Source organism: Prevotella illustrans (assembly GCF_017426725.1).
GTDB lineage: Bacteria > Bacteroidota > Bacteroidia > Bacteroidales > Bacteroidaceae > Prevotella > Prevotella illustrans.
In genome coordinates this window covers 120,386-128,631 of record NZ_JAERMS010000005.1, presented here as the reverse complement: position 1 = coordinate 128,631, position 8,246 = coordinate 120,386, and the positions used below count along the sequence as shown (strand labels likewise).

The following is an 8,246-nucleotide window of genomic DNA, read 5'->3' as shown; positions in this document are numbered from 1 at the left end:
GGGGTATGTGCTGTTTAACGTTGGAACAAAATACGTCAAATCATATGATTTGATGAAACTTTATATGCGTTTTCACAAAAATTATTTAGGACACTATTGAGTTTAAAATCCTTGTGAAAATATAACTTTTGACAAGTGATAATACAAAAATGGTTCCGAAGAGACATCGGAACCATTTAATTATTTCAGATTAGATACCTAATTTCTTACGAATATCCTTGGGTATAGCGTTCTTGTTTACCATGAAATCCATCGTATTGGCTGCGATGAAAGCTTTGGTCATGTACCAAATGCCCTTATAAGCACCGGTTTCTCCCCAAGAGTTCTTCACCATATAGTATTCCTTGCCATTCTGGTCTTTGGCGATGCCGTAGATCAGCATGCCATGGTCGTCGGTAAGTTCCCAGTTGTCGAAACGCTCCTGACGCATTTTCTGTGTGGGAACAATTTCGGGTGCTTTGCAACCAAGTGAGTCGAGCATATTGCTTTTCTGTACCTTCGTCAACTTCAGCCAACGTGCCATGTCGCTACCTGTCAGGCCTTGCCCCTTTTTAGTGTCGTAGGCGTAGGCCAGTCCCTGACGGGTGAAGCCTTCTTCCGATACGTCGCCACCCCAAGCGACGGTATAGCCGTTCATGATGGCATTATCAATGATTCTCATCATATCTTCTAATGGCACATTCCAAGAGTGCGGGTTACGCCAGTTGTCCTGCACTTCTACGGCAAAGCTGGTCCAGAAAGGATGGTGTGTATAGCTGGTGACGCTTACGTAGTCATCAAAGTTAAGGCCCAGACTGGCCGCGAAAGTCTTCGGAGTGTAGCTCTTTCCTTGATACATGAACTTATCGGGACACTTACCCAGGTAGGCGTCGAGAATGCCCTGCAGTCCCACTTTCCATTGACTGGTAAGTTTTTTGGAGTTGATCTTGGCCACAGCCTGTACATATGGAGTCATGACAGCGAAGAACTCGTTGTAGTTGTTGAGCGAATCACCGTACAAGCTGCCGGGAAGCGGCATGGCTTCTTCAGGACAGATACCGTAGTGCTGTAGGCAATAAAGAGGGTCGTAGACACTACCGCCTTGCGCGAACTGGCAGTCGCCATGGAGTCTTACCACCTGAATGGCACGGTCCATATAGGTCTTGTTGGCAACAAACGACTCACAAAGGTCGTATGTCTTGCCCGTACTTTTCAGAATCTCTGCCTCGAAGAAACTCAGTGTAGAGTAATCCCAACAGGTACCGCTGCGGCTTTGGTTCTTAATACTTGTAATTTTGTTTTCCTTAACAACGCTGAAAACAGGCTTGTTGTCATTTTTCTTTTCAGCCTTTTCTTGCGCGTTCGCACCCGTTGCCACCAAGGCAAGCAGTGCCATTACCAAAAGTGTTCTCATTTATTTTATCTTGTGTGATTAATTATTTTCCATAAATGCCTCTACGTCCTTGGGATGATAGGGGATGCGGTCCTTGCCGATGAAACGGCAACCGTCTTTTGTGATCAATATGTCATCCTCAATTCGAATGCCGCCGAAGTCCTTGTAGGTCTCCAGTTTGTCAAAGTTGAGGAATTCCTTGCAATGTCCCATAGCCTTCCAGTCGTCAATCAGGGCAGGGATGAAGTAGATTCCCGGTTCGTCGGTAACGACAAAGCCTTCTTCTAATCGGCGTCCCATGCGCAGGCAGTTTGTGCCGAATTGCTCCAAATTAGGTCGTGTTTCTTCGTCAAAGCCAACATTAATTTGATCCAGATTCTCCATATCATGGACGTCCATGCCCATCATGTGACCCAGTCCGTGGGGGAGGAACATGGCATGCGCTCCCGCATTGACGGCTTCTGTCGTGTCGCCTTTGGCCAGTCCTAATTCTTTCAGTCTGTCAAACATCAGCCTGCATACGGCAAAATGAACGTCTGCGTATTTCACGCCGGGCTTGGCCACCTCGAGCGCGTAATCATGACAAGCCTCAACGATTGAGTAAATTTCAAGCTGTTTCTGTGTAAACTTACCGCTGACGGGCATTGTACGGGTGTTGTCGCTGCAATAGTTGTTGATGGTTTCTGCACCGGCATCGCACAGGGCCAGTCTTCCGGCTTCAAGCACGTTCATCGATGGGGAGCCGTGCATGATTTCACCATGCTGGGTAAATATGGTTGGGAAACTGACCATGGAGCCATACGAATGGGCTATACCGTCGACCTGGCCGGCTATGAATTTCTCCGTTATGCCCGGTTTGGTCAGCCGCATGGCCGTCGTGTGCATTTTATAGCCAATAACAGCCGCCCGTTCCAGCTCCTCGATTTCCTGTGGCTCCTTCGTCGATCTCATTTTGACAACCGCCTTAATAAGCTCCATACTGGCTGATTCCTTTTGCTGTACAGGATGGATTCCTAAGAGATCGAATATCTGTATTTTGATGTCGTGGCGGTAAGGAGGCAGAAAATGAATCTTTCTCTTGGCCCGCAACGCTTCTATGCAAATCGTTGTGAGTGCCTTCATAGGCCGCGATTCGTTGGCACCACATAGTTGCGCCATCGTATTTATACTTTCTACAAAACCATACCATACGATATCTTCGATATCAATGTCATTACCTATCAGGATATCTTGGTTGTTGTCGACATCAATAACGCCCACGAGTCCGTCTCTCTGGAGGCCAAAATAATAGAGAAACGTTGAGTCCTGGCGAAATGGGAAATACCCGTTGTTAGGAAAGTTAGCCGGCGATTCGTTATTTCCAAAAAGGATGATAACGCCCGATTTGACAAGCCTTTTCAGCTCGTTGCGGCGTCTTACGTAGGTTGCGGAATCAAACATATTTTATTGTATTTTTAATCTTCTGCCCACAAAGATACATAATTATACTCATAATATCAGAATTTGTCATGAAAAAATAAGTAAGCGGGATGATTAGATGAAGGTCTTTTCGATATGATTGTCAAAATTCTTTGCCGAAAAATGGCTTTTCCGGATGATGTCATCTAAATGTTAAAAGGCAGAGAATTGCCCTGTTGGATAAGGAAAAATGGAAGGTTGACAGCTAAAAGTTATGCTTTGAGGATGTAAAAGGGCTGCTTTTACTTGCTTAAATCACTGCTTTGACGTGCTCAAAGCACAGCGATTAGGCCGCTATTGTATGGAAAACAGGGCATTTTCTTGCGGTAAATATTATCGATAAGAATATAAAGTGTTGATAATCAGCCGTTTGGTAAAATGCCGATAAAATGGGTTTTTCCGGATCGAGATAAACTTTTTCCAAAATAACGCAGCCATTCAGAGTTGTTTGTCAAATAAATTCAGCATACATGAATCATAGGAAGAGTTGGGTGGCAAGTGCGAATTTACATTATCTTTTGTCCCTGTCGTAGCGTAGAAATTCTGTGTCAGCGTATCGGATTACTTTGATGAGAATAGTAAATGAGGTCTGTTGATGGAATAGTTACGATGCGCCACGGCATTGACAATCAGCTCTTGCCAACAAAACTCAGGGTGTTCGGGAATGGTAACAAAAAGGCCTTTTGGACCGAGGAAAGTATATTCCTTGATTTGTGTCTGCACGTAAGTTACTATGTTTACTTTTTCTTTTGAAAAAGCAAACAACTTCTGATAATTTTCCGTATATTTGCTTTGTGTTAATACACCATAGTATATGAGCGAGCACTTGAATCTAAATAATGAGATTGTAATCTATCAAAGTGAAGATGGTAAGACTCAACTTGATGTCAAATTGGAAGGAGAAACCGTGTGGCTGAATCGCCAACAACTTGCCGAACTTTTTGATAGGGATATAAAGACTATTGGAAAGCATATCAACAATGCACTAAAGGAGGAATTGGAGGGCATTTCTTCAGTTGTCGCAAAATTTGCGACAACTGCTGCTGATGGGAAAACCTATCAGGTAGAATACTATAATTTGGAAATGGTTACATCACTGGGCTATCGTGTGAAAAGTCGGAGAGGTGTGGAGTTTCGTCGCTGGGCCAACAGCATATTAAAACAGTATCTTATTAAAGGCTATGCCGTGAATGAGCGAATCCGCAAACAGCAGATAGCCGAGTTGCGCCAACTGGTGCAGGTGGTGGGCAGAGCCATTCAACAGCCTGTTCCAACCACAGATGAGAGCACTGCCCTGTTTGACGTGGTGGTGGATTACACTTATGCCCTTGATACGCTCGATGATTACGACTATCAACGGCTCAATATCAACAAAACCACCAAGGAAGAGCCTTTTCACGCTACCTACGAGAACGCCATGCACGAAATAGATATGCTCCGTGATAAGTTTGGAGGCTCAGCTCTCTTCGGCAACGAAAAGGACGATTCCTTCAAAAGCTCTATCGGACAAATCTATCAGACCTTTGGAGGCATAGAACTCTATCCCAGCGTAGAAGAGAAGGCAGCCATGCTTCTCTATCTCGTTACCAAGAATCATTCATTTAGTGATGGAAACAAGCGTATTGCTGCCACACTCTTTCTCTGGTTTATGAACAACAATGGTATTCTCTACCGCGATGATGGTTCGAAACGTATAGCCGATAACACCCTCGTAGCCCTCACGCTGATGATTGCCGAAAGCCGTACGGAGGAAAAAGACGTAATGGTAAAAGTGGTGGTAAACCTTATCAATAAGAGTAACTAAAAGAGTAAGCTGATGTTTCTATATTATCCTTGGATACCGTATTCCATGTGCAAAGCGTTATTTCTTTGATAATAAGTTCGGACGTAATCTTTGGGTACGTTCCATGGCTTGGTCCAGTTCCCATTGGCGTATCTTTGCTTCGTTGCCACTTAACAGGATATCGGGAACCTTCCATCCTTTATAGTCTGCGGGGCGCGTATAGATAGGAGGGGCCAGCATGTCATCTTGGAAGCTGTCGCTCAAAGCGCTTTGCTCGTCGCTGATAGAGCCGGGAATCAGTCTGACAATGGCGTCGGCCATGACGGCAGCAGCCAGTTCGCCACCCGTCAGTACGTAGTCGCCAATGCTGATTTCACGCGTGATGAGGTGGTCGCGTACCCGTTGGTCAATGCCCTTGTAGTGTCCACAAAGAATGATGATGTTGCCTTTGAGCGACAAATCGTTGGCGATGTGTTGGTCAAACGGCTCTCCGTCAGGACTGGTATATATGATTTCGTCATAGTCGCGCTCTGCTTTAAGGGCTGATAGACACCTGTCGATAGGCTCACATTGCATGACCATGCCGGCGCTGCCACCGTATGGATAGTCGTCTACACGTCTCCACTTGTCTAAGGTATAATCTCTGAGGTTATGAACGTGGATTTCCGCAATTCCGTTTTTTTGTGCACGAGCTAAGATTGACTCATTGATAAAGCCCGTAAACATTTCCGGTAAGACACTGATTATATCGATTCTCATATGCCGGCAAAGTTAGTAAAAATAGTTTGATGTCGAAAATATTACTTTTATATTTTGCCGTTGGGGTGATTTGTACTACCTTTGTCGCTCAATTAAACAATTCTAAAATATGAAAAAACGTATATCTTTGGCCTTCTTCCTGTTGATGGCAACCTGGTTTGGCATGAGTGCTCAAAATGTTCAGTTGCATTATGACCTGGGTCATTCTTTGTATCATGACCTCACACCGCGTGGCTCGGTTACGACAACCGTCGAGATGTTTAAGCCCGATAAATGGGGTAGTACATTTATGTTTACGGATATTGACTATAAGAACGACGGTGTGATGGGTGCCTATTGGGAAATAGCCCGTGAGTTCAACGTGTCTCACAATAAGCAGTTCGCGGCCCATATTGAGTATAACGGCGGCGTGGGCACGGGGGAAGTGGCAGCCAACCAGTATTACGGAGCACGTTATCAGCACGCGGTTCTTCTGGGAGGCGCGTGGAATTGGCATAATGCGGATTTCTCAACCACCTTCTCGCTGCAGGCTATGTATAAATATTACTTCAAGAACAGCCATACCGGGGCGCGTCCGTTCAACGGATTTCAGACCACGGCTGTGTGGGGCGTGCAACTGGCCGGCGGCAAGTTGACATGCAGCGGCTTTGCCGATTTATGGTATGATCCTACCGTCAAGGGCAAACTGATCTTCCTTTCAGAACCTCAGTTTTGGTTTAATATGAATAAATTGAAAGGTTGGAACGACATCAATTTAAGCGTTGGAACCGAGATAGAAGTAAGTCATAACTTCGTCTGGAATGAAAAAGGCGAGAACGATAAATTCTATGCCATTCCAACCTTGGCTTTGAAATGGACTTTTTAATTGACAAACAGGTCAATAAATTGCTCTTCTGAAATAATAGGCGTACCTAACGAGTGCGCCTTTTGGTTTTTCCCGCTTGTTGATTCCAAGTCATTATTAATAAGGTAATTGGTCGACTTGCTTACACTTCCGGTTACCTTGCCTCCCTGGCTTTGGATATATTCTTTCAATTCATTACGATTTTTGTAATGGAAAACATCTCCGGTGACAACGAATGTCAGCCCTGCGCAACGGTTGCCTTGGGGTTGTATGTCGGGCTCTACAATATGCAGAATGTCTTTCAGTCGCTTTACCTCCTCGGCATTGTCGGGCTGATGAAACCAATTGACGAGTGAACGCGACTTTTCCGGTCCGATTCCGTCGATACCGGCAAAGTGCTCTTCATTGTCGGTCGTGGCAGCCTGCTCCGTGAATTCGTCGAAACCGTAGGCCGACATCAATCGGTTGCACACGTCCTGGCCACACATCGGAATCGTGAGCGCGTAGAGAAGATGTCGCGCTTCTACCTTTTTGGCTTTGTCTATCGATTGTAAAATGTTGGAGGCTGATTTGGTTCCAAATCCTTCGAGCGCGGCAATCTCTTGCGCGTGGCTGTGTAGTCCGAAGATGTCGGAATAATGGATAATCCATCCCAGATTGATAAATCTGGCAATGGTCTGCTCCGATACGCCGTCGATATCCATTCCGTCTTTTGATACGAAACGGGCAAACATTTTTAATTGTTTGGCCGGGCAGTGATCGTTGGTGCAGTGTAAGGTTTTCGTTCCGCTGGCCTCACTCGTCCTGACCACAGTCGGCGCAGCGCATACAGGGCAGCTATCGGGGATGACGAGTAGTCCCACCTTCTTCTCTACCTGTATGACTTTCGGAATGATCTTGTTGGCTTTGATGACTTTAAGTTCGGTGTCTTTGCCTCCTATTCCCAGTCTTTCGCATTCGCTGATGTTGCAAAGTGAAGCTCGCTTTACGATTGTTCCTTCTAAGTTAACCGGATTGAATACGGCCACCGGTGATATGGTACTGGCCGCACAGCTCCATTCGATGTGATCGAGGGTGGTCGAAGCCGCCTCGTCTTGCCATTTGAAGGCGTAGCCGGCACGTGCGGCGTGATGGCCTGTTACGCTTCCTGTCTGTGAATAGGCATAATCATCGTATGTTATTACCAGACCATCTACAGGGAATGGATTCTTCATTGTTGTAACCTTCTCGGTCCAATGAGCGATAGACATTTCGATGTTGTTCTGTGTAGGATTCGCGATGCACTCTCTCTCGACAGGTGTCATGCCGTTCTGTTGAATCCAGTTCATCCGTTCGCCCCAGGAATTGATAGCTTGTTCGGTATATACTAATGAGAATGGAATCCATTGCAGGTGGCGCTGTTTCACTTCGTCGGGATTCTTCAGTGTGAGTGATCCGGAAGCCAGGTTACGCGGGTTGGCATAGTCCTCACCACTTTCAAGCAGGTACCGGTCAAAATCGGCATACGAAATGACGCATTCGCCACGGACGACGACATGTCTGAGATCTTTTATCGTAGGGGGAATGCCTTTGATGGAAGCAGCCAAATGCGTAATATTGGTACCGACATGGCCGTTTCCCCGTGTTACTACCTTGCTGAGTTTCCCCTTGTCGTATGTCACGACAAGGGTAAGACCGTCAAGTTTCCATGATAACCATATAGGCTTACCGTCGGCCCATTTGGTAATATCGGCCGTACTTTTAGTTTTTGCCAGTGAAAGCGCGGCATATTCATGTTCTTCCTTTTGCCCGAAGATGGCTGCTTCCGAAACTTTGTTTGTCGGACTGTCGGGCAGCACCTCGCCCGTTTCCTCTTCCAATAGCTTTAGCTTGTCGAACGCGGCGTCCCATTCATAGTCGGTCATCAGCTCTCCTTTGCCACTATAATAATATTCCGAAGCCTCATTGAGCTGACTGATGAGCGCCTCCATTTGTTGTATCTTGTTTTCCATTATTTGTTTTAATGTTTAAGAAAGAATCTTGCCATAAAT

The 8,246-nt window shown here is 45.8% G+C and carries 7 protein-coding genes; 2 read left to right on the top strand and 5 right to left on the bottom strand.

What is annotated here, in order from left to right; genetic code table 11:
* Window positions 1-190: 190 nt before the first annotated feature.
* From JHU38_RS03260 to JHU38_RS03250, 3 genes are all read right to left on the bottom strand, one after another.
* Window positions 191-1,393 carry a C1 family peptidase gene (locus tag JHU38_RS03260; RefSeq protein ID WP_107580891.1) on the bottom strand — a complete coding sequence of 401 codons (1,203 nt, stop codon included), beginning with the start codon at window positions 1,391-1,393 and terminating at the stop codon, window positions 191-193.
* Between the two features lie 18 nt (window positions 1,394-1,411).
* Window positions 1,412-2,812: an aminopeptidase P family protein gene (locus tag JHU38_RS03255; RefSeq protein ID WP_107580890.1), complete on the bottom strand. Its 1,401-nt coding sequence runs from the start codon at window positions 2,810-2,812 to the stop codon at window positions 1,412-1,414.
* A gap of 579 nt (window positions 2,813-3,391) precedes the next feature.
* A complete protein-coding gene (locus tag JHU38_RS03250; protein WP_199222671.1) occupies window positions 3,392-3,553 on the bottom strand; it encodes a hypothetical protein in 162 nt (53 codons plus the stop codon).
* 91 nt (window positions 3,554-3,644) lie between these two features.
* On the opposite strand from JHU38_RS03250, the gene rhuM reads away from it, so the two are divergent.
* Window positions 3,645-4,634, top strand: coding sequence for a Fic family protein (gene rhuM / locus JHU38_RS03245; RefSeq protein WP_107580888.1), 990 nt, complete (start codon window positions 3,645-3,647; stop codon window positions 4,632-4,634).
* A gap of 57 nt (window positions 4,635-4,691) precedes the next feature.
* On the opposite strand, the gene trmD is transcribed toward rhuM, so the two are convergent.
* Entirely contained in the window at window positions 4,692-5,372 is a 681-nt protein-coding gene (gene trmD, locus JHU38_RS03240; protein ID WP_107580887.1) for a tRNA (guanosine(37)-N1)-methyltransferase TrmD, read from the bottom strand.
* A gap of 109 nt (window positions 5,373-5,481) precedes the next feature.
* On the opposite strand from trmD, the gene JHU38_RS03235 reads away from it, so the two are divergent.
* Window positions 5,482-6,237: a nucleoside-specific channel-forming Tsx family protein gene (locus tag JHU38_RS03235; RefSeq protein WP_107580886.1), complete on the top strand. Its 756-nt coding sequence runs from the start codon at window positions 5,482-5,484 to the stop codon at window positions 6,235-6,237.
* Here the strand turns inward: JHU38_RS03235 and ligA are convergent.
* On the bottom strand, window positions 6,234-8,207 hold the full coding sequence (gene ligA, locus JHU38_RS03230; RefSeq protein WP_232369817.1) for an NAD-dependent DNA ligase LigA: 1,974 nt from the start codon (window positions 8,205-8,207) through the stop codon (window positions 6,234-6,236). The two genes, JHU38_RS03235 and ligA, sit on opposite strands and share 4 nt — an antisense overlap.
* Window positions 8,208-8,246: the final 39 nt, after the last annotated feature.